The following is a 20,975-nucleotide window of genomic DNA, read 5'->3' as shown; positions in this document are numbered from 1 at the left end:
AGGTGATAAAAATATTTATATGGGATTTTATATTAGGTGATGTTATGAATCAAATTATAGACTGGGCATATGGACAAATTGTAGGTTTCCTTGCTGATTTCTTTGCTAATATGGGGAATATGGGAGTGGAACTCTTTGAGATGAGCTGGGTTAAGTCAATTGTTCTGTTCTTCTCTTATCTTGCTTGGTCACTATATGGAATAGGTCTTGTAGTATCTTGCTTTGAAACAGGAATTGAATATCAAAATGGAAGAGGCAGTGTTAAAGATGCGGGCTTAAATGCAATAAAAGGATTTATGGCAGTAAGTCTATTTACAATTGTACCAATAGAACTATATAAATTATCTGTTAACTTACAAGGGAGTTTAACTGCAGGTATCACAGGCTATGGGACTGGAATAGGTGAACTTGCAACAAATATTATTACAACATTAAATAATACAGGGGATGTTACCAGTGTCGGTAGTTCAGGAATATTTGGTGGACTTTCTATAATAACGAGTCCCTTTATGGCACTGTTTATTATTATTCTGATAGGTTATGCAGTGATTAAAGTATTCTTTGCTAACCTTAAAAGAGGTGGAATTTTATTAATACAAATAGCAGTTGGAAGCCTTTATATGTTTTCTGTTCCTCGTGGCTACATTGATGGCTTTATTCAATGGTGTAAGCAAATAATTGGTCTTTGTCTTACGACCTTTCTACAGGCAACTATATTGACAGCTGGACTAATGGTAGTAAAAGATCATACATTATTAGGACTGGGCTTAATGCTATCAGCAGGAGAAGTACCAAGGATTGCTGGAGCATTTGGACTGGATACATCTACAAAGGCTAATATAATGAGTGCAGTTTATACAGCACAGGCAGCGGTTAATACAACAAAAACTATTGTACAAGCAGTACCAAAATAAAAGTTTAAATGGAGGGTTATATGAAATTAATATTTATTGCATCTCCATATAAAGGAGATATAGAAAAGAATATAGAGTATGCGAAACAGGCTTGCCGATATGTGTTAAATGAAGGTAATGCCTTTTTTTGTCCTCATCTTCTCTATCCTCAGATTTTAGATGATAATAATCCAGAAGAAAGAGAATTGGGAATCAGTTTAAGAAAGGAAGTCTTGGCTAAATGCGATGAGCTTTGGGCATTCGGTGATAATATTTCCAGTGGGATGTTCGAAGAAATTGAATTTGCAAGAGAAAGAGGAATTCCTATAAAAGGAATTACACATCTTAATATGAAAGCAAAAGAACAGACTCTCTTAAGGTTAGGAATGTAAAAATGATTACCTTAGGGAGTCTTTTTGATGGGATAGGAGGATTTCCCCTTGCTGCTGTTAATAATGGAATCATTCCTATATGGGTAAGTGAGATAGAATCCTTTCCCATTGAAGTGACAAAGATAAGATTTCCTGATATGGTCCATGTTGGTGATATCACAAAATTAAAAGGAGAAGAATTGCCTCCTGTTGATATCATTACTGGCGGGTCACCATGTCAAGATCTATCTGTGGCAGGCACGAGGGCAGGACTTGCTGGTGAACGCTCAAGACTATTTATGGAGCAAATTAGAATCACAAAAGAAATGAGGTGTAAAGATGGAAGAGAAGGAAAAGCAAATGACCTTATACGACCTCGATACTTCGTTTGGGAAAATGTCCCTGGAGCATTCTCAAGTACAGGAGGAGAAGATTTCCAAGCGGTACTTGAAGAAAGCCCAAGAATTGCAGACAGCACCATATCTATACCTAGACCTCCGAGAGGGATATGGAAATCTGCTGGGTGCATATTGGGATATGAATTCTCCGTTGCTTGGAGAGTTCTCGATGCTCAATACTGGGGTGTCGCCCAAAGACGTAAAAGAATCTTTCTTGTGGCAGATTTTGGAGGACACACCGCTCCCAAAATATTATTTGAGCAAGAAAGCTTGTTTGGGAATACTTAGAAGGGCAAAGTTAAGGGGTAAGGAATTGCCAAGGCAATTAAAAATAGCTTTGGAAATTCAAGTGGGACTTGAGATAACAGAACAAGATTTTAATCAGGATATATCCATTAAACATAAGGCATACCATATTAATCAACGTAATGAAGGAATTGACTTAAACGGAATATCAGGTGCTTTAATGGCAACACAAAATATGCAGATGCAAACATTTATTACAGAATCTATGTTATGTCTAAATGATCAGTGTGGTAATCGAATGGATATAACAGAAAATATTACTTCTACTTTACGAGCTAGCATGGGTGGAAATTTGCCCATAGTAATAGAAAATCCACCTTCTTTATTTGATAATCATGGAAGAGACTGCAGATATAATGGACCGCTTAAGGTTGCACCAACAATAGTAGCAACCTACGGAACAGGTGGAAATAATGTACCTTTATTATCAAAACCTATTATTCCAGAAAGTTATTGTATTTCAGGAAATATTATAGGCAGACAAGTTTATAATGGTGGAAATGGGGATGGATTCCAAGAAGATATAAGTTATACCCTTACCACAAGTGATATTCATGCTATTTGTTTTCCACCTAAAACCTATCAAGAAACAGTAGGTACATTGTGTGTAGGGGACGAAAAAGGAAGTAGCGATCAATATGTAAGTCAAGACAAGGTGAACTGTTGCAAAGCAACAAGAGAGGGTACCCTGGGGTATAAATGTATTATAGGTTATGAAAAGATGATATTCGGACAATCAGAGTTCGCCAATTATAAAGAAGATTGTGCAACCCTTAGAGCAGGAGGAGATAGTGGGGGAGGAAGTGAGAATCTAGTAACTACAAAAAAACTAGTTCGAAGACTGACTCCTTTGGAATGTGAAAGGCTTCAAGGATTTCCAGATAGATGGACTAATATTAAAAAGGCATCAGATAGTGCAAGATATAAGGCATTAGGCAACAGTGTAGCAATCCCTTGTGTAGATTTTATTATGCAGGGGATTGCTTATTTTCTAAGAAAGTTTAAAGAAGAGGGGGCTGAGTAAAGGATGTATATGTATCCAGATAATTTAAAGGCTAAAGCAACATTATGGTTATGGGAACTTAAGGACATTGGAGTCATTGGAATAGGATTTCTTGTCTCTGTATTTGTTTTAGTACAGCTAGGTTTTATGCCACCAATTGTAATAACAGTAGTTTATGCTTTTTTAACCATACAATTTGAAGGTACAAGCATACTAAATTTTATTCGATATGCTTGTGCCTTTTTTATTTTAAAACAACAAGTATTTGAATGGAGGTTATAAAGTAGGGAGAAAGCAGAGAAAAAAGAAAAACAAAAGCAGTCTACAAGGGAACTTATTGGTATAGATGAAATCACAGATTTTAGTACTAAGACTCCTTAGGGAGAACTTGTATATTTTATTATTCATCCAACTAATATCTCAGTATTATCTGATGAAAGTATAGGAGCTAGAATTTATGCCCTTATGACAGTACTAAAAGGAATAGCTGAAATAGAAATGCTATGCCTTAATTCAAAGGAAAACTTTGATGATAATAAGCAGTATTTAAAAAGAAGAATGGAGATGGAACAAAATCCTGTTATAAGAAATTTACTAAAACAAGATAGCATTAACCTTGATAGAATGCAGGTACAGATGGCAACTGCCCGAGAGTTTCTAGTTATAATAAGACTAAAGGATGAAAAGGAATTAAATATATTTCCTTATCTTGCAAGAATTGAAAAGAGTTTAAAAGATCAAGGATTTGAATCCAGAAGGGCTGATAATCAGGATATTAAAAGATTACTTGGAGTATATTATGAGCAGAATGTAACAACGGAAAAATATGAAGATTATGATGAGGAGAGGTGGGTAATTTTCAATGATTAAATAAAGTAGAGATAGAAAATATGAGTTTATTTGATAAATGGTATATGGTACAATTCGTATAATTAAAGGATTATGAAAACTATACTAAAAATACCATTAATGAGTTAGGACCATTTGAAGGTGAAATGCTAAAGCAGATAAAAGACTTTTATCGCGTTGGATTAACATGGACATCTAATGCATTAGAGGGTAATTCACTAACTGAAAGCGAGACTAAAGTTTTAATAGAGGATGGTTTAACTGTTGGGGGAAGACCTTTAAGAGATATGTTTGAAGCAGTAGATCATGCAAAAGCATATGACCATATGTTTACTTTGCTTGGGAATAAGGAAATTATGGAAAAGGATATTCTTTATTTGTATAAGCTGTTCTATCAAAATATTGATGAAGAATTTACTGGGAAATATCGTGACATTCCTGTATTTATATCAGGATCTAACTATCCAGTTACCAAAGTAGAAAATATCCAAAGTGAAATAGAGGACTTATGTAAATGGATAACTACAGAAAGAAAAAAATATCATCCTGTCGAATTTGCAGCTATTCTTCATAAGAAGTTTGTGTTTATTCATCCATTTAAAGACGGAAACGGAAGGGTAGCAAGGCTACATGAATACAGCACTAATACAAGATGGATATCTGCCAGCGCTAATTCCTCCAATCTTAAGAAGTGAATATATTTCACTCCTAGAAAAAGCACATGAAGATGATAAACCATTTATTAATTTTATTGCAGAAAGGGAACAAGAGTCATAAAAAGATTTTTTAAGATTGCTTCATATATCACTACCTAAACCTGAGAAGGATAATAATGAAATGAAGATGGAGTAAAAGGTATTACAGAAACAATGTGAAGCAGAAAAATATATAGGATATAGATAAATCGGAATTTATGGAGGAGATATAATATGGCAGAAAAACAACTTTCTTTAGAAGAAGAGAAAAGATTAGATATTGATATATGGATTATTGCGTTGATAACATTTGGTGTGTTTCTATGTTATGCGGTAATAGGGAATCAACTTATAGCATATGTGAAAGAACCTGAAAATTCAGTGCTTTCCCGTTTGTTACTTAGCGCTAGTGCTCAGTTTGGTGTAGCTGGATTGGGAATTACTGTTGTTTGCCTTTTACGAAAAGAAAAGTTTTCACTATTTGGATTAGTAAAACGAAATACGTTTAAATCTATCATAGGGTCAGTTGCCTGCTTTATTCCGTATTTGTGTTATATTTTTGTTTCAGGACAATATGAGGGGTATCAGCCATTTGGTATTTTAATTGCTGACGATGTACTTAAAAGCGGATTTCCAACTAACATTTTAGGAATGTCTTTAATTGCTGTAGTTTGGGGTTTTTTTGAAGGATTTAATTATAGTGTAATAAGTGATAAACTAAACAGCAGATATCCTTCAAAAAATCAATGGTTAGACATAGGTGCTATTACTTGTGCTGTAGTATGCATTTTGTTTCATCCATTCAATACCTCGTTTTGGGGCATTATTGAAATTGTCACTACTTTCATATCAATCTATGGAATGTTGATAGTGAAAAAGAAAACAGGAAATGCTTGGGGTTGTGTGTTTGTCTTTTGTTTCATTTGGAACGCACTCTAAATTCCAATTTATAAATGAAATTATGAGTATAATCTTGAATTTGTAGTTAAGAAAAAACTGAATAAATTATATATTAACTTATATATATTAGAGCCTTGCATTAATGTGCAGGGCTTTTTGATGTCAAAAAAGAAAGAGAGGCAAGATAATAATATGGTAAAAAAGAAAATACTGTATTTGTCAACTGAAATCTGTACCATATAATAATCGAAAAGTGTATCATTTAGGGTAAAAAAATTAATTGGTTTCTTCTAACCATTCTCTAGTTCCTTTTATTCTATAAGAGTCACCATTCATATTTATTACATAAGATTTATGGGTTAATCTATATATTAAGGCAGCTGTTAGAACCGCATCGTTAAAGATCTCATTGCATCTGTCAAATGATAAATTAGTGGTAATTATCGTAGATTTTCTCTCTGTCCGAAGGGAGAGAAATATAAATAGTAATTCACTTCTTTCTTTATCAAAAGAAATATGGATTGTCAACACTAATTTAGACAGTTTTTTTAAGTTCTACTTTAATTTTTCTAGTACCATAGTTGTTTCTACTTGCTTTAAAATATCATTTTCCATTTTTAGCTGTTGGTTTTCTTTCCTTAACTTTATTAGTTCATTTTCTTCTGGAGAACGATTATCTTTTTCTTTAAAAGATCCAGTTGTTTGGCTTCTTTTTTATCCAAGTATTAAAGGCAGTAGGTGTTAAGTCATATTCAGCCATAATATCACTCTTAGACTTACCACTTTCGTATAGTTTCATCATTTGTTCTTTGACCTCAGGGGTATAGGTTCTTCTTTCTCCTTTTGTCATATAAACGATTCTCCTTTTAATATATTGATATTAGTTTACATGACCTTAATTTAGTTGTCTAGTTTATTGTAACCTATTCATTTTCCTCCCTGACAAAATAATCATTAGTAATTTTAAAAACCTACAGCATTATTCGGGGAAATTTATCAGAGGTCTGCATCACATATGTTTTACTTTTCTAGAATTAAACCTCTCCTATCTAATATTTATCTATATATTAAATGGTACCATATAGTATATAATATACAGACGAATAGATTGAAAAAAGAAAGAGTTGATATATTGAATAAGAAAAATTTTAAAGATTATAATCTTAGTGATGAGATTTTAAAATCTGTTGATTTATTAGGATATAAGAATTTAACAAAAGTACAAGAAGAAACATTACCTATAATATTAAAAGGTAAAGACTTAGTTGTAAAATCACAAACGGGAAGTGGAAAAACTGCTGCATTTGCAGTTCCCATATGTGAGTCTATATATTGGGATGAAAGAAGCCCACAAGCATTAGTAATAGTTCCAACGAGAGAACTTGCAATGCAAGTAAGAGAAGAATTTTTTAATATAGGTAGATTTAAAAGATTAAAAATAGTAGAAGTTTATGGAAAAGCTCCATATGGAAGACAAGAAAGAGAATTAAAAGAGAGAGCCCATGTGGTAGTAGGAACACCAGGACGTATAATAGATCATTTAGAAAGAGGAAATTTAAGAGTAGATAAAATCAAATATTTAGTATTAGATGAATCTGATGAAATGTTAAATATGGGATTTTTAGAACAAGTTGAAAATATAATTGAAAAATTACCAGAAGAAAGAGTAAATTTATTATTTTCAGCTACAATGCCAGAAGATATAGAAGAACTTTCTAAAAAATATATGAATAACCCTAGTTATATAGAAATAGAATCTAGTAGCAATACTTTAGATAGAATAGAACAAGTAAGATATAATGTGGAAGGTATTGAAAAAATAGAGTTATTAAAAGATATAACAGTAGTTGAAAATCCAGATAATTGTATTATATTTTGTAATACTCGTGATGATGTAAACTTTGTATATAATGCTCTAATGGATGAAAACTATTCTTGTGATAAAATCCATGGAGGAATGGAACAAAGAGATAGAACAGAAGTAATGGAAGATTTTAAGATGGGTAAGTTTAGATTTTTAGTTGCAACAGATGTTGCTGCAAGGGGAATAGATGTTGAAGATATAACCCATGTAATAAATTACGATATTCCAAGAGAAGTTGAACCATATATTCATAGAATAGGAAGAACTGCTCGTAAAGGTAAAACTGGAAAGGCTATATTACTCCATGATAACTATGAAGAAAAGTATTTAAAAGATATTTTAGAGTATATGGGAAAAGATATTAAATTAGTAGAGCCACTAACTGAAGAAGAAGTAGAAAAGAATAATGCATCTTTTAGAAAGAAAATGAATGAAGAAAGAGAAGATATTCGAATAAAAGGTGAAAGTTTAAATGAGGGAATTTTAAAACTTCATATAAATGCTGGAAAGAAAACTAAAATGAGAGCTGGAGATGTGGTTGGTGCAATTTGTAGTATAGATGGAGTAAATGTTGAAGATATAGGTATTATAAATATTATAGATGTATCAACATTTGTTGAAATTTTAAATAATAAAGGTGATATGGTTTATAAAGCTCTACAAAATACTAAGATAAAAGGTAGAGTTAGAAACATTAGTATTGCAAGAAGATAGAAGATATTAGGAATGAAGTTTTATTTTCTCAATTTAAAAATATTCTTTAGCCTGGGAGATAATAATTTGAGAACATAAAAAATTCTGAAGTAATATGTAATGGAAATTAACAGTTCTTATTGTAAATTTATTTATATATGCATATAATGTATTTAATAGCGATGATAAAAACTAAGGTTTATAAATCTCCCAGAGAGCCGGTGGTTGGTGGGAACCGGTGAGAGGTTAAACTGTTCCATTTTTAGAGCTGTCGGCGACGAGTCGAAGGGTGTGCCCTTTATAGCACTTCAGAGTGGTCAGTCTTTTCTGACAATTTGGGTGGTACCGCGGATGCTTTCCGTCCCATATTATTTGTATGGGTTCGGAAGGCTTTTATTTTTCTAAACTCATACTGTTATTTCTATAAAAATAAAATATATGAGGAGGAAAATAATGTTAGACATTAAATTATTGCGTGAAAACACTGAGATTGTAAAAGAAAATATTAGAAAAAAATTTCAGGATGAAAAAATCATACTTGTAGATGAAGTTATTGCTTTAGATGCTCAAAATCGGGAAGCAAAGTCAAGACGTGATTATCTTAGAAGCAGAAGAAATTCAATTAGTAAAGAAATTGGCGTATTAATATCAAAAGGAAAAAAGAATGAAGTTGAATTAGCAAAGGCAGATATAGCTTCTATGGCAGATGAACTTGCGGAATTAGAGAAGAAAATCGATGACCTGGATGTTCAGATTCGTAAAAGGATGCTTGTTATCCCAAATATTATAGACCCCACTGTACCAATTGGTAAGGATGATAGCAGGAATGTTGAAATTGAAAGATTTGGAGAGCCTGTTGTACCTGATTTTGAGATACCATATCATGTTGACATTATGGAAAAGTTAAATGGTATTGATTTGGATAGTGCAAGAAAAACAAGTGGAAGCGGATTTTATTATCTTTACGGTGATATAGCACGTTTACATTCTGCAATTCTTTCCTATGCACGAGACTTCATGATTGACAGAGGATTTACCTATTATATACCTCCATTTATGATTAGAGGTGATGTTGTGAACGGTGTTATGAGCTTCTCAGAAATGGAAAATATGATGTATAAGATTGAAGGCGAGGATTTATATCTTATAGGAACAAGTGAACATTCTATGATTGGTAAGTTTATTGATACGATTATAGATGAAGAAAAACTTCCTCAAACACTAACCAGCTATTCACCGTGTTTTCGTAAAGAGGTTGGTGCTCATGGTATTGAGGAGCGTGGTGTGTATAGAATTCATCAATTTGAAAAACAGGAAATGATTGTGGTATGCAAACCAGAAGATAGTGCAAGCTGGTTTGAAAAGTTATATCAGTATACTGTTGAATTTTTCCGCACTTTAGATATACCTGTACGTACTTTGGAGTGTTGTTCAGGTGATTTAGCAGATTTAAAAGTAAAGAGTATAGATATAGAAGCATGGTCACCGAGACAGAAAAAATATTTTGAAGTTGGAAGTTGCTCTAATCTAGGAGATGCACAGGCAAGACGTCTTTCTATCGGAATAAAAAGCAAAAATAAAGAAAACTATATCCCACATACTCTTAACAATACAGTCGTAGCACCTCCAAGAATGCTGATATCATTTTAGAAAATAATTTAAAAGAAGATGGCACCATATCAATACCTAAGCCATTGCAAATGTATATGGGTGCTAAAGAGTTGATCAAATAATTATTATTCTCTACTGAATGGAGCTAAATCACAGAATGGATGGAATTATGACCTATCCCTTTAATATCTTTGGAAGTGGATGGGAAAAGGTCACTTCAACAGTAGAACAATTGCCTTTCAAGGGTGACAATAGCATCCTTGATATTGCGACGTTCTTTAATGTATGTTGGAGTAATTTCTTGGTAAATGTCATCAATTAGGATATAAGCGACTGTAATAAAGTCTTTTAAATCAGTAAACTCTTTAGTAAAACATTTATTAGAAAACTCTAGCATATGTTATCCTCCTATCTTAATTTCTTTGTAGGTATTAATGATGAGTTAACACAATTGCTGGAGTTTTTATATTTGTAAATTTTAACTAGCATAACGAGTTAATTTAGAAAAGGTACAGACTATTATGGAAGGGAGAGTAAAATTAAAATGAATGGTTTTTTATTGTTAATACCATTTTTGATGATAAGGTTTGGGCTTCTATCAATTATAAATAAAGGTGCGATAAAACGTGCGTCTCATTTCCCACCAATGTCTGGAAATGAGATATTAGCATATTGGATATATCAGATTTCAAATATTGCAATATTTGTGTTCTTGTTTTTCCTTACAGTTATAATAGAGTTTTCTTGGAGATTCTATATAGGGCTAATCATCTATATAATTGGATTAATATTGTGTGCAATTTCAGTAATAAATTTTGCAGTTCCTTCCAATGAGGGATTTAATTATAATGGACTTTACCGTTGCTCTCGTAATCCTATGTATGTATCATATTTAATATATTTTGTAGGGTGTGCTTTGCTGACCCAATCGTTGGTTCTATGTGGAATAGTCTTAATATTTCAAATAACTTCACATTGGATTATTCTTTCTGAAGAAAGATGGTGCATTGAGAAATTTGGAAAAGAGTACAAGCAATATATGAAAAAGGTTAGACGATATATTTAATCTGCAATCTTGTAGTTGCTAAATTCCAATTTACCATATGTAGCTTATTCCCAAAATTGTAGAAAAACCTGTTGATGCGAATCTCAAAATATCAAAATGTAAAATTCTTTTTCATCACAAAGTATAGCAAATACAATGTTGCAGACCTTAGACTCACAGCGGATAAAAAGTCGATTTCTTTGTAAGATTCAATTCTTATACCTCAGCTTGTATATTTCCGTCAAAAGAAATACAATAGAGCTATGGAGGTGTTATGCGTGGATTATATAACGACAAAAGAAGCAGCGAAAAATTGGGGAATCACAGACAGAATGGTAGTGTACCATTGCTCTGCCGGGCGGATTAAGGGAGCTAAAAAAATGGGAAATACATGGCTTGTTCCGGTTGACGCTGAAAAACCGGCTGACGGACGATACAGGAGCAGTAAAGTAAAGGATGGTGAAAATAAATGAAACGGATATTTTTGGTTGAGGACGATAAGGCAATCGCTAAAAACCTTATGCTTTTGCTCCGCTCCGAGGGATTTATAGTCACTCACGCCCCTACGCGGAGTGAAGCCCTTGCCGCGCTTGCCGGGAATAAATTTGACTTGGCGTTGATTGATATTTCTTTGCCTGACGGAAATGGCTTTACGGTTTGCACGGAAATCAAAGAAACAGGAGATGTTCCCATTATCTTTCTGACGGCTTCCGGCGATGAGGCGAGTGTTGTTACCGGGCTGAACATGGGCGCGGACGACTATATCACCAAGCCTTTTCGCCCCCGTGAACTAATCGCACGAATCAGAACAGCCCTGCGAAAAAGCGGACGTTCTCCATCGGCTTTTGAAATCTGCGGGCTTCATGTCGATATGGCAAGCGGCATCGTGAAAAAGGATGGCAGCGAGGTTTTTCTTTCAGCCTTAGAATACCGCTTGCTGTTGGTGTTTATTAACAACCCTAAAAGTATTATCACAAGGAGCAGGTTGCTTGACGAATTGTGGGACGCTGCGGGCGAGTTTGTCAATGACAATACATTGACTGTGTACATTAAACGCCTGCGGGAGAAGATAGAGAACAACCCCGCAAGCCCGCAAATCATTCTGACCGTTCGCGGGACGGGATATAGATTGGGGGACGGGTATGTTTCGGAATAGAGAGTTCCGGCAGCTTGCAATTTTGTTCTCCTTAATAGCTGCCATCACTGTGACGCTGGGATTTGCAATAAATAGGTTGGCTGGAATCCTTGCCATTGCTTCTGCTACCGCCTTTGGAACAGCTTTTTTTGTGTTTACCAAAGCCCGATATAAAAGCATTGCGCAGATTTCAGATCAAATCGATCTTGTGCTTCATAACGCTGACCATCTGTATATTGGTGAATCGGACGAGGGCGAACTTTCCATTTTGCAAAGCGAGATAACAAAAATGACGCTGCGTATTCGGGAGCAAAACGACGCGCTGAAAAAAGAAAAAGAACATCTTGCTGATTCGCTGGCCGACATAGCTCACCAACTCCGCACCCCTCTCACATCCGTAAACCTTATTCTATCATTGTTAGAGAATAACCCTGATGAAAACCAGCGAAAAGCATTTGTGCGGGAAATAGAGGAATTGCTTGTGCAGATGGATTGGCTGATTACTTCACTATTGAAATTATCCCGCTTGGACTCGGGCATTGTGGTGTTCCAAAGGGAGCAGATAGATGTAAACAACTTGATATGCGCCGCGCTTCGCCCGTTCCTAATTTCAATGGAGCTGCACGATATTGCTTTGCATACAGACGTGCCGAAAGGGATAATCATTGAGGGCGATTCGGCTTGGCTTTCGGAAGCAATTCAAAACATTCTCAAAAATTGCATGGAAAGCGCAGGAGATAACGGTAAGATTGAGATTGTCTGCACAGACAACCCACTGTTTACCGAGATTGCCATCCACGACAGCGGCACGGGCTTTGAAAAAAAAGATTTACCCTGCCTGTTTGACAGGTTCTATCGTGGGAAAAACGCAGGTGCGACAGGATACGGAATCGGATTGGCTCTCTGCAAGATGATTATAACACGGCAGGGCGGGACGATTACCGCCAAAAATCACCCCCAGGGCGGTGCGATTTTTGCTATCCGTTTTCCAAAGTGACTAATCTCTCACCTGAAAGTCACAGAGATGTAAGTTGAAGGTTCTATTATATAGGTAGACCAAGAGAAAAGGAGGCTTACATAATGGAGTTTTTAAAAATTGAAAATTTATGCAAGGTCTACGGCAAGGACGAAAACCAAGTTATCGCCCTTGACCATGTTTCGCTTACAATCGAAAAGGGGGAGTTTACCGCAATCATCGGCTCCTCCGGCTCCGGTAAATCCACATTGCTTCATATCATAGGCGGCGTGGACGTGCCCACAAGGGGAAAGGTGTATTTAGACGGGCAGGATGTATATGCTCAAAGCAATGAAAAACTCGCCATTTTCCGCAGGCGGCAGGTCGGACTGATTTACCAGTTTCACAACCTCATTCCCACCCTGAATGTGGTGGAAAACATCACCTTGCCTATCCTGATGGACAAGCGCAAGGTCAACGAGGAACGGCTGAATGACCTGCTCGAAATGCTTGGGTTGCAAGACCGCAAAACTCATTTACCCAATCAGCTTTCGGGCGGTCAGCAACAGCGGGTTGCCATAGGACGCGCTTTGATGAATGCCCCGGCGGTCATGCTTGCCGACGAACCCACAGGCAGTTTGGACAGCCGAAATGGACATGAAATCATCAAACTGCTGAAAGAAAGCAATAAAAAATATGGGCAGACCCTGCTCCTCGTCACCCATGACGAAAATATCGCCCTGCAAGCAGACCGCATTATCGGCATATCAGACGGCAAAGTAGTGAGAGACGAGAGGGTGAGACCATGAACATTTTTAACAAAGTTACCCTGCAAAGCATGAAAAAAAGCCGTACACGAACGATTGTAACGGTTATCGGAGTTATCCTGTCTGCCGCCATGATTACGGGAGTCGCCACCTTTGCCGTGTCCCTGCAAAGCTATATGATAAACGGTGCTGCTGCCAAATATGGTGATTGGCATATTGAAATCCCGGACGCAGATTCCTCCTTTGTGCTGGAACAGGCAGAGGAGAGCCCAGTGGCAAATGCTGTAGTGCTACAGAACATTGGCTATGCCACACTGGAAGGCGGACAAAATCCTGACAAGCCATATCTTTTTATTGCCGGATGGAACGAGGAAGCCTTGGATGCTCTGCCCATCAAGCTGCTTTCCGGCAGACTGCCGGAGAACAGCAGCGAGGTAGTGATACCGGCTCATATTGCGGCAAACGGCGGCGTGAAAATTTCGGTGGGGGACACACTCACCCTCTCGGTCGGCAACCGCATGAGCGGCGATCAGAAGCTTAGCCAGAACGATTCGTATTGTGCCGGGGAGGAAAGGCTTGTAACCACGACAGAGAAAACATATACGGTTGTCGGCATCTGCCAACGACCGGCAATCGAGGAGTATGCTGCACCTGGATACACTTTAATCACAAGAGAGGATACAGCCGCAGCGGACAGTCTTACCGTATTTATCACGCTGAAGAACCCATATCAGGTTCATTCTTATGCAGACGGCATATCAGACAATTACAGTTACGTTTTGAACGATGATGTACTACGTTTTATGGGACTTTCAGGGGAAAAGATGCTTACAGTTCTCCTGTACTCCATTGGTGGCATTTTGATTGCCCTGGTTATGCTCGGCTCGGTGTTCCTGATTTATAATTCATTCAACATCTCATTGAATGAACGCACACACCAGTTTGGAATTCTCATGTCAGTAGGTGCCACAGAAAAACAGCTGCGTAATTCTGTTCTGTTTGAGGGACTTTGCATCGGTACAATGGGCATTCCCATCGGCATTTTGGTCGGGATACCAAGTATCAAGCTTGTGCTTTCTCTTGTGGCAAAAAATTTCGCAAATGTTATGTATGACAATGTACCGTTGACTTTGGTGGTATCTGTTCCTGCTCTTGTTGCTGCGGCGGTTATCAGTATGATCACCATTCTGATTTCGGCCTATATTCCGGCAAAGAAGGCTGCCAGTACGCCTGTGATGGAGTGTATCCGCCAGACAAACGAGGTCAAAGTGGAAGCCAAAGCGATAAGAACCTCAAAGCTCGCGAAACGCCTTTACGGTTTAGAGGAAACACTTGCGTTAAAAAACTTTAAGAGAAACAAGCGGCGTTATCGCAGCATTATTCTGTCGCTTACGTTAAGCGTCGTATTGTTTGTGTCGGCAAGCTCTTTCGGAACCTATCTGAATCAGCTCGCGGAGAATTCCTCTGTGGTAGTTGAAGAATATGACATCTGTTTCTATACGCGAGACATGGAGGAAAGCGAGCTGTTCCAGCTTTATGATGAGCTGAAAACCGCCGACGGCGTTACGGAAAGCACTTATCAGGCACTTTCGACCTATTCCTGTGTGCTCAATACAAGTGATTTGTCAAGTCATTTTTTTGACGAGTACGGCGAGCCCATCGGTTATAATGGGACAAGTGAAACGGTGGAAGTGCTGTTGGATATTCAGTTTGTTGAGGACAGGGTCTATCAGAACTTGCTCGAAGGCCTCGGCCTGTCCGCAGAGGAATACATTGGGCAGGACAAAAAAATGATTATGGCAGGAATTCTGCCCGAGAGTTGGTATACGCAGGAAGAGCCCATGGAATTTACGCTCCACTCCAATACCGGGGATCAGACGAAAACGATTCGTGCAACCTTTGTAAAGGACTACCCAGATCTGCTGCCTGCGGAGCCGGGTGAATGGGCCGGATACACGCTTATGGTGATGGCCCCTTATGGGGTAAAGCCGCAGTTTGACGCACTTGGCGCAACTGTAAAACCTACAAAGCTGGGCATGACCTTCAAGTCGGAAAATCCAGGTCAGTCTACAGCTGAGATGCAGAGGATGATTGAAGGAGCCAGCATTACCGCCGACTATAATCTGTATAACGTCTATGAGATACTGGAGCAAAACCGTAATATCACATTCATTGTCAATCTGTTCTCGGTTGTTTTTATCATAATGATTTCGCTAATCGCAGTTGCAAACGTCTTCAACACGATTTCCACCAATATCAAGCTGCGCAGACGGGAATTTGCCATGCTCCGTTCTGTGGGGATGTCCGACCGGGATTTCAATAAGATGATGCGCTTTGAATGCACTCTTTATGGAACGCGGACGATGCTTTGGGGACTGCCTCTCGCAGGAATTCTTTCCTGTCTGATTTATAAGGGCATGATTATCGGCGGTGGAAATGTTGATTTTGTGTTCCCATGGGGCAGTATGGCAATCAGCGTGTTTGGTGTGCTTTTTATTGTATTTATTACAATGCTATATGCCATTAGCAAGATAAAAAAAGAAAATATCATTGACGCAATTCGAGATAATATGAGTTGATTTAGATATTGAAAATACAGAATCCATCCTACAGAAGTAATGTAAACCACAAAGGAATGCTGCCCTGCAGTAATAAAAAAACTGTTTTTTTAGGACATGACGGTATCAATGAGGTATCGACATGTCCGTTTTTTATTATCATTCATACCCTAATTTCTGTTACTCATTAAAAAAGTTTATACTCACAAATAGGATATTCTGGCTATAAATATGAACAAACATATCATTATGTAATTGTTAATAATTCCCTTATGCCCGGTTGCGCTATACAGCTGGGCTTTTTGCGTTTTATCGAAAACTTTTTTTCCCGAAATGTAACTGGCAGCCCTTTCGTGTCGGGACTTAGTGTGAAAGGAGGCAAAGGTTCAACACTCACTCTCTTTCATGGCAAGAAAGGGGGTGAGAAACTATGAAGCCGTCTTCTTTTCAGACTACTATTGAAAACCAGTTTGATTACATCTGTAAGCGTGCTATGAACGACGAACGCAAGGACTACATAAAAATCTTGTCCAGACAGTCTAAGTGGGAAATGTTTTTTTCTGAAATGGGCGATTACCTTATCAGTCAGTTTTCAGTCGTAGGCAGTTATTCAACGGATTATCAGATTTTCACATGGAATGGATTTACGGTTGGTGTGGAGAACGATTTACTAAGCGAAGCATTGCGTAATTTGCTGGACAAGAAGCGTGAGATTATCCTGATTTTACGATTTAGACTTTTGGTGTTAAAATTATTTTTCTTGGAATTGGAAGCTCTAAATTTAGAATCATCAACGGCCACTACCTTCTTACCAAAAAGGTCCCATTCTTTATATAGAGCTACAAATTGTTTAAATACTAAATTTATGGCCTCTTTATTATCTTTTCTAAAGTCAGATATTGATTTAAAATCTGGAGTTAATCTTCTTAGTAGCCACATTACTTCTATATTTGTTTGAGTAGCCTTTTCTAATATTCTTGATGATGTGATTCTATTCATATAACCATAAATATATAGTTTAAGTAAATCTTTCGGATCATAGCTGGATCTGTCTTTATCTTTAGGTGCTAGGTGCTGCATTTTTAAAGCCTAGTGTAATCATATCTAATGATGTCACAAATGCATCTATTATTCTTACAGGATTATCTTCTGATATATAGTCATCTATATATTCAGGAAATGTAATCTTACTTTTTCTATTTATTCCTTCTATATATCTCATGCTACCATCCTTTCTTATGATATCATGGGTAAATTGTAGCATATTTAACCTGGATTATGTCAACTAATTATTGGATTTTCTACACGATCTGCCGACCCCGGTGGCTTTTATATCGGCAAGGACAAGTACGGCAGCAACATCATCATCGACTTCAATCAGCGAGCTAAGGACAAGACCAATAGCAGCATCCTTGTCCTGGGCAACAGTGGCGGGGGCAAAAGTTACCTCCTGAAGCTGCTTTTAACCAACCTCCGGGATTCAGGAAAGCACGTTCTTCTGCTTGATCTAGACCCTGACCCGGAATCTGGGGGGCTGTTATACCGATCTTATGGGCGGCGAGCACCTGATTAATGTAATGCAGCCCAAAGTTTTCCCGAGCATCAGGAGGTACTTGGTGAATTTGTAAAAAAATTGTAGGAAATTATAAAAAACTGCAAAGAATTGTAAGGATTTGCAAAATTCATAAAATTTGCAAAATTTATCTTGACTCTTGATAAATGTTTTAATATAATTCATATATACATCAGGGGATAATGCAAAAAAAGTGGAACGTCATGCCATACTAGGGAGGTGAAAATATAATGAAAATGAAGCCAATTATTGAAGCTAGTTGGGATTTACAAAATGTAGCTAAGGATGAGTCAAACCAGGAGAGTTCACAGATGGGACCAATGATAGGAATTGGTGATCGCTTTTGTTGTGCTTGCTAAGCTTAGTAAAATGGTTTAGCTTACTCTCTTACTGAATATTTGATTCGAAAAAAGCTAAGCTACATAACCCTTCTATCACAATAGTCCAAAGTGTTCAGTGATAGAAGGGTTTTTATCACAGGTAACATCCCGCCAAACATTTTGCTTATTATGGTTCGCGGCAATGGGATTTGTTGCGAAATTATGTGTGTGCCATAAACTTGGCGGAGATGATGGGTATTTGGCTTATATATACTTTCATCGCCGGCAAGCATAGGACTTCATTAACACCACAATCAGCTTTAGGGAGGGAAAGCAATGAAATTAATTAAACACATGATATTTGTAGACATACACGATAACAAAAAACTGTTGATAAACTCTTTAACAGGCACTATGGACGAAATTGATGCCCCTATTTACGAAACCTTGTCCAAGTGGCAGGCTTGTGAAGAGATTGTAACGGAGAATGATTTGGAGGCTGAGTTATTGAGTAATCTCCAATCCAGGGGATATCTGGTAAATAACTACGAAGAGGAAATAGCCAAAAAGAATGAAATTTTAAAGGTATTGCGTAACGAGCACGTTCAAAGGCAAAAAGACCAAAGAACTGTCGTCTTTGTTATGACTTATGATTGCAACTTCAGATGCCCTTATTGCTTTGAGGGTGATGCCTATCTTAAAAAAGAGGTCATAACTCCGGAACAAATTGATGCCGCCTTAAAGCTTGCAGGTGAGGGCGTGCAGTCGATATGTCTTTTTGGAGGAGAGCCGTTGCTTCCAAAAACCAGACCCGCTTTGGAACATCTTTTTAATAAGGCCCCAGACAAAACATATCAAATTTTCACCAATGGGTATTATCTGACAGAATTCCTTGATTTGCTTTTGTCTATAAATATTTCTCAAGTTTTAATCACTTTAGATGGCAGTGAAGAATCTCATAATAGCAAGAGGGTCTTAGCTAACGGAAAGCCTACGTTCAAAAAAATTATGGATGGTGTAGAGAAGTGTTTAGAAAGCGGGATAAATATCCGAATCAGAATGAACCTTGACAAAAGCAATTACGAGGAAGGAATTGATTTAAGAGAAAAGCTGCTTGACAGATTTTCAGGATATAAGGACAATTTATCGTTTGAATTGGCCACACTGCTTGGAGACTCTTATGATGAACGAATTGATATAATGACTGAAATATATCATTCGGATATAAAGTACTCGTTCGAGGATAGGGAAAGAATAAACAATTTTATAACTAAAAAAAATTCAATACTGGACCACTTAGTGTATGGTAGAGCCATAAATCCTTTGTACTCCTATTGCTACGCTCACGTAGATGGCATGGCGTTTGACCCTTATGGCGATATTTATCCATGCTTGGGGTGTGTTGGCAAGGACCGCTTTTCTATAGGAAAGTATCATCCCTTAATTGAGTTCAAGGAAAACTCAATACGTAACCGTAATATAGAAAAAATTCCTGAATGCAGGGATTGTACATATTCTCTTCTTTGCGGAGGAGGCTGTCCTTTGGGGTTAGATGAAAACGGTGATTTTTTCAAGCCTGTGTGCTATTCCGTCAAAACTCTTTTGCATAATGAGCTTCCCTTATTTTATAAAGAAATGGAAGAAGCTATGAAAAAAACCGAGGAAACAGTAAATAGTGCCAATTGATGGAACGGGAAATCGTCTCGGAGAGAAGCTTGCTAAAGAGATTGAAAGAGTCATGGGTACAAAGAATAGGACAGGCGGATAACGGGCGAAGCATAATTAACGTAGCCACATTAGTGGGGTGAGATGGCAGAGACTTGTTGGGTACGTTAAAGGACAGCGTAGAGTATCTTGATTTCAATTATGGAGACGCTGTCTATATGGACGCGGCAGCCGTGCTTAAATTTTCGAACTGGGGGATATAGGGTCATATGGATATGAAATGATAAATAATGTTTTAACGGTAAATGAAAATGAAGCCTTAGTAATTCGCTGGCGATTTGCTTTGGAAAATAAAGGATTAATCATTTCAGACAAAATGAAAGAATTAGGAATACCAAGCTCGCTATCCATTCAGAGGTATACTAAATGCCGCCAAGATCACAAAATTACAGATTTTAGTAAGTTCAGAATAAGTCATACTAGTCCTATTGTTTCGGTTGAGGTTTTTGAAAAGGTTAAAGCCGCATTAAAAGCGCGCGAACAAAAGGATGAAGACCTGATTTGGGAGGTAGAGGGAGACTCCGATTCTATCATGGTGTGAAAAAGAGCTGTTTCAGTAGGCTGCCCACTGCATCTAAATCATTCAAACAACACATATTGTTTGAATGATTTAGATGCAGTGGCGTCAAACCTTTCAAGCACAAGGGTTCTGGGGCTTTCGGAAGGCAATTTCCGAAAGCCCCAGAACCCTAGATGCACATCAGAAACGCTGTAAATCGTTGATATAACTGGCCTTGCAGCATTTTTTCTTATTCGATGAGCTTTACCGCTCATCTGATTTATTACACCCATTAGAACGCCTTACCTCCTCCCTTCAGCCCCTGGCAGACTGCAATGTCAATCAACGATTGACTGCACAATCCGCCGGATATGCCCTAAAGGAGAAAGACTTTATTCTAGAAGACAGAAACCTATAGATGAAAATACAAAAGCAATAATATATAGAAATTATGAGGCTTGTGGTAAATGTGAATTTAAAGACAAATGTACAAAAGATAAGAAAGGAAGACGAATAAGAAGATCTATCTTTTTTCAAAAAGAGTACACCCATCATGTATAGGTGGGTGGTGAATTTTTACTTAGCTAAAGCTAAGTTTTTTCTTTTATTAGATTGCATAAATAATAGCATTTATTGTAAAATCGTGACTACTATACTATAATATTACTATAATTTTCTAAGAAAGGAGGATTTAAATGCCCCAAAAGCCTACTAAAGAAGTTTTGTTTGGTGTTCAAAAACAACAGCTTAAACATTTATCTAAAGGTGAATATTTAGCTTTAAGAGAGTTATGCTTTTTAAGCAAAAATATGTAT

General features: G+C 37.1%; 25 protein-coding genes, 2 pseudogenes and 1 other annotated feature. Of the genes and pseudogenes, 21 read left to right on the top strand and 6 right to left on the bottom strand.

What is annotated here, in order from left to right; translation table 11 throughout:
- Nucleotides 1-2: 2 nt before the first annotated feature.
- The 8 genes from KQI42_RS17705 (at nt 3) to KQI42_RS17670 (ending at nt 5,454) form a co-directional block, all read left to right on the top strand.
- Complete coding sequence (locus KQI42_RS17705) at nt 3-914, top strand: conjugal transfer protein TrbL family protein (protein ID WP_425519799.1); 912 nt, start codon at nt 3-5, stop codon at nt 912-914.
- A gap of 20 nt (nt 915-934) precedes the next feature.
- On the top strand, nt 935-1,285 hold the full coding sequence (locus KQI42_RS17700; protein WP_216521699.1) for a DUF7768 domain-containing protein: 351 nt from the start codon (nt 935-937) through the stop codon (nt 1,283-1,285).
- Nucleotides 1,286-1,287: 2 nt separating this feature from the next.
- Nucleotides 1,288-1,950 carry a DNA cytosine methyltransferase gene (locus KQI42_RS17695; protein ID WP_216521698.1) on the top strand — a complete coding sequence of 221 codons (663 nt, stop codon included), beginning with the start codon at nt 1,288-1,290 and terminating at the stop codon, nt 1,948-1,950.
- Nucleotides 1,937-2,992, top strand: coding sequence for a DNA cytosine methyltransferase (locus KQI42_RS17690; protein WP_216521697.1), 1,056 nt, complete (start codon nt 1,937-1,939; stop codon nt 2,990-2,992). Before KQI42_RS17695 ends, KQI42_RS17690 begins: the two co-directional genes overlap by 14 nt.
- A gap of 3 nt (nt 2,993-2,995) precedes the next feature.
- Nucleotides 2,996-3,253: a hypothetical protein gene (locus tag KQI42_RS17685; protein ID WP_216521696.1), complete on the top strand. Its 258-nt coding sequence runs from the start codon at nt 2,996-2,998 to the stop codon at nt 3,251-3,253.
- 183 nt (nt 3,254-3,436) lie between these two features.
- Nucleotides 3,437-3,841 carry a hypothetical protein gene (locus KQI42_RS17680; RefSeq protein ID WP_216521695.1) on the top strand — a complete coding sequence of 135 codons (405 nt, stop codon included), beginning with the start codon at nt 3,437-3,439 and terminating at the stop codon, nt 3,839-3,841.
- 125 nt (nt 3,842-3,966) lie between these two features.
- Nucleotides 3,967-4,515 (top strand): Fic family protein, encoded by a 549-nt coding sequence (locus KQI42_RS17675; RefSeq protein WP_216521694.1) that lies wholly within the window; start codon nt 3,967-3,969, stop codon nt 4,513-4,515.
- A 234-nt stretch (nt 4,516-4,749) separates the two neighbouring features.
- Entirely contained in the window at nt 4,750-5,454 is a 705-nt protein-coding gene (locus KQI42_RS17670; RefSeq protein ID WP_216521693.1) for a hypothetical protein, read from the top strand.
- A 237-nt stretch (nt 5,455-5,691) separates the two neighbouring features.
- On the opposite strand, the gene KQI42_RS17665 is transcribed toward KQI42_RS17670, so the two are convergent.
- Together KQI42_RS17665 and KQI42_RS17660 are read right to left on the bottom strand one after the other, a co-directional pair.
- Complete coding sequence (locus tag KQI42_RS17665; protein ID WP_343231718.1) at nt 5,692-5,946, bottom strand: ATP-binding protein; 255 nt, start codon at nt 5,944-5,946, stop codon at nt 5,692-5,694.
- A gap of 154 nt (nt 5,947-6,100) precedes the next feature.
- A complete protein-coding gene (locus tag KQI42_RS17660; protein WP_216521692.1) occupies nt 6,101-6,265 on the bottom strand; it encodes a transposase in 165 nt (54 codons plus the stop codon).
- A gap of 258 nt (nt 6,266-6,523) precedes the next feature.
- On the opposite strand from KQI42_RS17660, the gene KQI42_RS17655 reads away from it, so the two are divergent.
- Both KQI42_RS17655 and serS read left to right on the top strand, forming a co-directional pair.
- On the top strand, nt 6,524-7,993 hold the full coding sequence (locus KQI42_RS17655) for a DEAD/DEAH box helicase (RefSeq protein ID WP_281420508.1): 1,470 nt from the start codon (nt 6,524-6,526) through the stop codon (nt 7,991-7,993).
- 152 nt (nt 7,994-8,145) lie between these two features.
- Nucleotides 8,146-8,341: a binding site (T-box leader), on the top strand.
- An 84-nt stretch (nt 8,342-8,425) separates the two neighbouring features.
- Nucleotides 8,426-9,705: pseudogene (serS, locus tag KQI42_RS17650) on the top strand (serine--tRNA ligase).
- A gap of 122 nt (nt 9,706-9,827) precedes the next feature.
- Here serS and KQI42_RS17645 read toward each other — a convergent pair.
- Nucleotides 9,828-9,980: pseudogene (locus tag KQI42_RS17645) on the bottom strand (IS982 family transposase); the annotation flags it as partial.
- 147 nt (nt 9,981-10,127) lie between these two features.
- On the opposite strand from KQI42_RS17645, the gene KQI42_RS17640 reads away from it, so the two are divergent.
- The 6 genes from KQI42_RS17640 (at nt 10,128) to KQI42_RS17615 (ending at nt 16,064) form a co-directional block, all read left to right on the top strand.
- A complete protein-coding gene (locus KQI42_RS17640) occupies nt 10,128-10,649 on the top strand; it encodes a methyltransferase family protein (protein ID WP_216521689.1) in 522 nt (173 codons plus the stop codon).
- Nucleotides 10,650-10,906: 257 nt separating this feature from the next.
- Complete coding sequence (locus tag KQI42_RS17635) at nt 10,907-11,101, top strand: helix-turn-helix domain-containing protein (protein ID WP_087919642.1); 195 nt, start codon at nt 10,907-10,909, stop codon at nt 11,099-11,101.
- The gene (locus tag KQI42_RS17630) at nt 11,098-11,784 is read left to right on the top strand and encodes a response regulator transcription factor (RefSeq protein WP_216521688.1); all 687 of its coding nucleotides are present in this window, start codon (nt 11,098-11,100) and stop codon (nt 11,782-11,784) included. The genes KQI42_RS17635 and KQI42_RS17630 overlap by 4 nt, the downstream gene beginning before the upstream one ends.
- Nucleotides 11,771-12,760: a sensor histidine kinase gene (locus KQI42_RS17625; protein WP_216521687.1), complete on the top strand. Its 990-nt coding sequence runs from the start codon at nt 11,771-11,773 to the stop codon at nt 12,758-12,760. The genes KQI42_RS17630 and KQI42_RS17625 overlap by 14 nt, the downstream gene beginning before the upstream one ends.
- An 83-nt stretch (nt 12,761-12,843) precedes the next feature.
- A complete protein-coding gene (locus tag KQI42_RS17620) occupies nt 12,844-13,527 on the top strand; it encodes an ABC transporter ATP-binding protein (protein WP_216521686.1) in 684 nt (227 codons plus the stop codon).
- Entirely contained in the window at nt 13,524-16,064 is a 2,541-nt protein-coding gene (locus KQI42_RS17615) for an ABC transporter permease (protein WP_216521685.1), read from the top strand. The genes KQI42_RS17620 and KQI42_RS17615 overlap by 4 nt, the downstream gene beginning before the upstream one ends.
- A 600-nt stretch (nt 16,065-16,664) precedes the next feature.
- Here KQI42_RS17615 and KQI42_RS21895 read toward each other — a convergent pair.
- Both KQI42_RS21895 and KQI42_RS17600 read right to left on the bottom strand, forming a co-directional pair.
- A complete protein-coding gene (locus tag KQI42_RS21895) occupies nt 16,665-17,123 on the bottom strand; it encodes a transposase (protein ID WP_216521770.1) in 459 nt (152 codons plus the stop codon).
- Nucleotides 17,104-17,265 (bottom strand): hypothetical protein, encoded by a 162-nt coding sequence (locus KQI42_RS17600; RefSeq protein WP_216521684.1) that lies wholly within the window; start codon nt 17,263-17,265, stop codon nt 17,104-17,106. The genes KQI42_RS21895 and KQI42_RS17600 overlap by 20 nt, the downstream gene beginning before the upstream one ends.
- 66 nt (nt 17,266-17,331) lie before the next feature.
- On the opposite strand from KQI42_RS17600, the gene KQI42_RS21725 reads away from it, so the two are divergent.
- The 4 genes from KQI42_RS21725 to KQI42_RS17585 all read left to right on the top strand — a co-directional run bounded on the left by KQI42_RS21725 (nt 17,332) and on the right by KQI42_RS17585 (nt 20,202).
- The gene (locus KQI42_RS21725; RefSeq protein WP_216521768.1) at nt 17,332-17,616 is read left to right on the top strand and encodes a helicase HerA domain-containing protein; all 285 of its coding nucleotides are present in this window, start codon (nt 17,332-17,334) and stop codon (nt 17,614-17,616) included.
- Between the two features lie 230 nt (nt 17,617-17,846).
- Nucleotides 17,847-17,975, top strand: a complete 129-nt coding sequence (locus KQI42_RS21525; protein ID WP_281420507.1) for a hypothetical protein — start codon at nt 17,847-17,849, stop codon at nt 17,973-17,975.
- Between the two features lie 297 nt (nt 17,976-18,272).
- Nucleotides 18,273-19,622, top strand: a complete 1,350-nt coding sequence (locus KQI42_RS17590; RefSeq protein WP_216521683.1) for a radical SAM/SPASM domain-containing protein — start codon at nt 18,273-18,275, stop codon at nt 19,620-19,622.
- A 259-nt stretch (nt 19,623-19,881) separates the two neighbouring features.
- A complete protein-coding gene (locus KQI42_RS17585) occupies nt 19,882-20,202 on the top strand; it encodes a hypothetical protein (protein ID WP_216521682.1) in 321 nt (106 codons plus the stop codon).
- Between the two features lie 38 nt (nt 20,203-20,240).
- Here the strand turns inward: KQI42_RS17585 and KQI42_RS17580 are convergent, their stop codons facing one another.
- On the bottom strand, nt 20,241-20,453 hold the full coding sequence (locus KQI42_RS17580; protein WP_216521680.1) for a hypothetical protein: 213 nt from the start codon (nt 20,451-20,453) through the stop codon (nt 20,241-20,243).
- On the opposite strand from KQI42_RS17580, the gene KQI42_RS21890 reads away from it, so the two are divergent.
- Nucleotides 20,443-20,721, top strand: a complete 279-nt coding sequence (locus KQI42_RS21890) for a transposase (RefSeq protein ID WP_216521765.1) — start codon at nt 20,443-20,445, stop codon at nt 20,719-20,721. The genes KQI42_RS17580 and KQI42_RS21890 overlap by 11 nt on opposite strands.
- Nucleotides 20,722-20,975: the final 254 nt, after the last annotated feature.

The sequence above is a fragment of the Tissierella simiarum genome (assembly GCF_018917865.1).
In the GTDB taxonomy this organism is placed as follows: Bacteria; Bacillota; Clostridia; order Tissierellales; family Tissierellaceae; genus Tissierella_C; species Tissierella_C simiarum.
This window is presented reverse-complemented; position numbering and strand designations above follow the sequence as displayed.

Excerpts from the sequence above, each read along its gene's own strand:
- KQI42_RS17700 (WP_216521699.1), top strand. The coding sequence starts at position 935 with ATGAAATTAATATTTATTGCATCTCCATATAAAGGAGATATAGAAAAG.
- KQI42_RS17695 (WP_216521698.1), top strand. The coding sequence starts at position 1,288 with ATGATTACCTTAGGGAGTCTTTTTGATGGGATAGGAGGATTTCCCCTT.
- KQI42_RS17685 (WP_216521696.1), top strand. The coding sequence starts at position 2,996 with ATGTATATGTATCCAGATAATTTAAAGGCTAAAGCAACATTATGGTTA.
- KQI42_RS17680 (WP_216521695.1), top strand. The coding sequence starts at position 3,437 with ATGACAGTACTAAAAGGAATAGCTGAAATAGAAATGCTATGCCTTAAT.
- KQI42_RS17675 (WP_216521694.1), top strand. The coding sequence starts at position 3,967 with ATGCTAAAGCAGATAAAAGACTTTTATCGCGTTGGATTAACATGGACA.
- KQI42_RS17670 (WP_216521693.1), top strand. The coding sequence starts at position 4,750 with ATGGCAGAAAAACAACTTTCTTTAGAAGAAGAGAAAAGATTAGATATT.
- KQI42_RS17660 (WP_216521692.1), bottom strand. The coding sequence starts at position 6,265 with ATGACAAAAGGAGAAAGAAGAACCTATACCCCTGAGGTCAAAGAACAA.
- KQI42_RS17640 (WP_216521689.1), top strand. The coding sequence starts at position 10,128 with ATGAATGGTTTTTTATTGTTAATACCATTTTTGATGATAAGGTTTGGG.
- KQI42_RS17630 (WP_216521688.1), top strand. The coding sequence starts at position 11,098 with ATGAAACGGATATTTTTGGTTGAGGACGATAAGGCAATCGCTAAAAAC.
- KQI42_RS17625 (WP_216521687.1), top strand. The coding sequence starts at position 11,771 with ATGTTTCGGAATAGAGAGTTCCGGCAGCTTGCAATTTTGTTCTCCTTA.
- KQI42_RS17620 (WP_216521686.1), top strand. The coding sequence starts at position 12,844 with ATGGAGTTTTTAAAAATTGAAAATTTATGCAAGGTCTACGGCAAGGAC.
- KQI42_RS17615 (WP_216521685.1), top strand. The coding sequence starts at position 13,524 with ATGAACATTTTTAACAAAGTTACCCTGCAAAGCATGAAAAAAAGCCGT.
- KQI42_RS21895 (WP_216521770.1), bottom strand. The coding sequence starts at position 17,123 with ATGCAGCACCTAGCACCTAAAGATAAAGACAGATCCAGCTATGATCCG.
- KQI42_RS17600 (WP_216521684.1), bottom strand. The coding sequence starts at position 17,265 with ATGAGATATATAGAAGGAATAAATAGAAAAAGTAAGATTACATTTCCT.
- KQI42_RS21525 (WP_281420507.1), top strand. The coding sequence starts at position 17,847 with ATGAAAATGAAGCCAATTATTGAAGCTAGTTGGGATTTACAAAATGTA.
- KQI42_RS17590 (WP_216521683.1), top strand. The coding sequence starts at position 18,273 with ATGAAATTAATTAAACACATGATATTTGTAGACATACACGATAACAAA.
- KQI42_RS17585 (WP_216521682.1), top strand. The coding sequence starts at position 19,882 with ATGATAAATAATGTTTTAACGGTAAATGAAAATGAAGCCTTAGTAATT.
- KQI42_RS17580 (WP_216521680.1), bottom strand. The coding sequence starts at position 20,453 with ATGGGTGTAATAAATCAGATGAGCGGTAAAGCTCATCGAATAAGAAAA.